Source organism: Mesorhizobium loti (assembly GCF_003148495.1).
Classification (GTDB): domain Bacteria; phylum Pseudomonadota; class Alphaproteobacteria; order Rhizobiales; family Rhizobiaceae; genus Mesorhizobium; species Mesorhizobium loti.
Window position 1 is genome coordinate 1 of the sequence record NZ_QGGH01000045.1, and the last position, 2,625, is coordinate 2,625.

General features: G+C 63.7%; 2 protein-coding genes. Both read left to right on the forward strand.

The window, feature by feature from the left end:
- Positions 1-177: 177 nt before the first annotated feature.
- Positions 178-1,725, forward strand: coding sequence for an IS21 family transposase (istA, locus tag C8D77_RS37165; RefSeq protein ID WP_109672951.1), 1,548 nt, complete (start codon positions 178-180; stop codon positions 1,723-1,725).
- A 16-nt stretch (positions 1,726-1,741) separates the two neighbouring features.
- The gene (gene istB, locus C8D77_RS37170) at positions 1,742-2,518 is read left to right on the forward strand and encodes an IS21-like element helper ATPase IstB (RefSeq protein WP_095802987.1); all 777 of its coding nucleotides are present in this window, start codon (positions 1,742-1,744) and stop codon (positions 2,516-2,518) included.
- Positions 2,519-2,625 lie beyond the last annotated feature (107 nt).

Here is a 2,625-nt window from a genome sequence, read left to right on the forward strand (position 1 = left end):
TGCGTGTTTCGGTAATTCCCGGACACCCTTTTCGCTAAATCCCGGACAGTGATTTCAGTAATTCGCGGACAGCGATTCCGCTAAATCCCGGACAGTTTTCGGGAGCGGATTTAGCGGTCGGTTCTTGGTTGCGCCGTTCTGGCAGTTTGGCCCCTCACGATGATGTTGAGAGGGGCCATGCCGAGACGGAAGCAAGCGAGACGAACGAGCGTGAGGGACATCCAAGCGATCTTGCGCCTGACCCATGAGCAGGGTCTTTCGGTGCGTGAGGTGTCGGAACGGCTGAAGATCAGCAAGACGACAGTATCGACCTATTTGCTACGGGCGCGGGAGGCCGGGCTGTCATGCTGGCCTCTGCCGCCGGGCCACGACGACGCGACACTTGAGCGGCTGCTGTTTGGCCGTGCCGGTCGTCCGCCGCAAGACCTGAGCGAACCGGACTTTGCGCTGATCGCCAGGGAGCTGAAGCGCAAGGGGGTGACGCTGACGCTGTTGTGGCAGGAGTATCGCGCCGCCCATCCCGACGGCTACGGCTACACCTGGTTCTGCGAGCACTTCGCCGCTTTCGAGCGCCGGACGAGCGCGACATTCCGCAATCGGCATGCGGCGGGCGCGGTGATGCAGACGGACTATGCCGGGCAGACGGTGCCGGTGATCGATCCGGCGACCGGCGTCATTTACCCGGCGCAGATTTTTGTCGCGGTGCTGGGCGCATCCAATCTGACCTTCGCCTTTGCCAGCTCCAGTCAAAAGCTGCCGGACTGGATCGAGGGCCAGGTACGAGCGCTCGCCTTCTTCGGCGGCGTCACCAGAGCGATCGTGTGCGACAACCTGAAGGCCGGTGTCGTCAAGGCGCTGTGGTTCGAGCCGACGCTGAACGCGACCTTTGCCGCCATGGCCGAGCACTACGACACCACCATCCTGCCGACCCGCAGCCGCAAGCCGCGCGACAAGGCCAAGGTCGAAGGCGCGGTGCTGATTGTCGAGCGCTGGATTCTGGCGCGGCTGAGGAATCGATCCTTCTTCTCGATCGCCGAGCTCAACGCGGCGATCGCCGAACTGCTCGAGGAGTTGAACAACCGGCCGATGCGCCATATCGGCCAAAGCCGCCGCGAACTGTTCGAGGAGATCGAGCGGGCTGCCTTGAAGCCGCTGCCGGCGGCACCGTTCGAATACGCCGAGTGGAAGTCGGCGAAGGTCCATCCTGACTACCATGTCGAGGTCGACAAGACCTTCTACTCGGTGCCGCACCGGCTGATCGGCCGCACCGTCGAGGTGCGGCTCACGCATCGAGTGGTCGAGATCTTCCACGATCACCAGCGTGTCGCCAGCCATGTGCGTCGCTCCCAGCGTTCCGGCCATGTCACCGTCAACGAACACATGCCCAAGGCGCACCAGCGCTACGCTAACACCACGCCGGCCAGCCTGATCAGCCGGGCGGCCAGGATTGGCCCCAACGCCGCCATCCTGGTCGAGCGCATGATGCGCGACCGACCGCATCCGGAACAGGGATACCGCTCGGCCATGGGCATCCTGTCGCTGGCGCCGCGCTATGGGCCGGAGCGTCTCGATGCCGCCTGCGAGCGGGCGCTGCTGATCAACGCGATCGCCTACTCCTCCGTCACCGCCATCCTCAAAGCCGGTCTCGACCGAGCCAGCTCTGCAGAACCGGCAAAGCCGACACCCCAGCACGCCAACATCCGCGGCTCCACCTATTACCAGTGAAGGAAAGGAAGAAAGAATGCTGACGAACCCCACCCTCGACCAGATGCAAACCCTCGGTCTGGCCGGCATGGCTGCCGCCTGGCGCGAACTGGCCGAACGGAACAACGCCAACGAGCTCAGCCGTGACGAGTGGCTCGGCCTGATGCTCGACCGCGAGGTCGCTATACGGGCCGACAAGCGCGTCCGGAACCGGCTCGCCTCAGCCAGGCTGCGCTTTCCCGAAGCCTGCATCGAGGACATCGACTTTGCCGCGCCACGTGGGCTCGACCGGCGCAGCACCATGGCGCTCGCCCAGGGCGAATGGCTGAAAGCGCATGAGAACCTGATCGTCACCGGCCAGACCGGAACCGGCAAGTCGTGGCTAGCCTGCGCCTTCGGCCGGCAAGCAGCACGGCTTGATCATTCCGTGCTCTATGTGCGCGTGCCGCGCCTGTTCGAGGATTTGGCGCTCGCCCGTCTCGATGGCCGCTTCCCACGCCTCATCGACAAACTCACCCGCGCACAACTGCTCATCCTCGATGACTTCGGAACCCACTCCCTCACCGACCAACAGCGCTTCCATCTGTTCGAAATCGTCGAGGAACGCTATCGCCGCAAATCCACCCTGATCACGGCCCAGGTCCCGGTGGCCAGATGGCATGACCTGATCGCAGACCCCACCGTCGCCGACGCCATTCTCGACAGGATCGTGCACAACGCCCACCGCATCGTGCTTCAGGGCGACAGCATGCGAAAGCAAAAGGCTGCGCCCCTCTTGACCGGCACCGAAAACGGCGAAATCAATCATCCATGAACGCAACAAGGCACCCGAGGACCGACGCCGCCAGACTGTCCCGACATTAGCGAAACCACTGTCCGGGAATTAGCGGAACCCCTGTCCGGCTTTTGCGAAATGCGCAA

Bases quoted from the DNA above. Each gene is read 5' to 3' on its own strand.
- istB (WP_095802987.1), top strand. From the start codon at position 1,742: ATGCTGACGAACCCCACCCTCGACCAGATGCAAACCCTCGGTCTGGCC.
- istA (WP_109672951.1), top strand. From the start codon at position 178: ATGCCGAGACGGAAGCAAGCGAGACGAACGAGCGTGAGGGACATCCAA.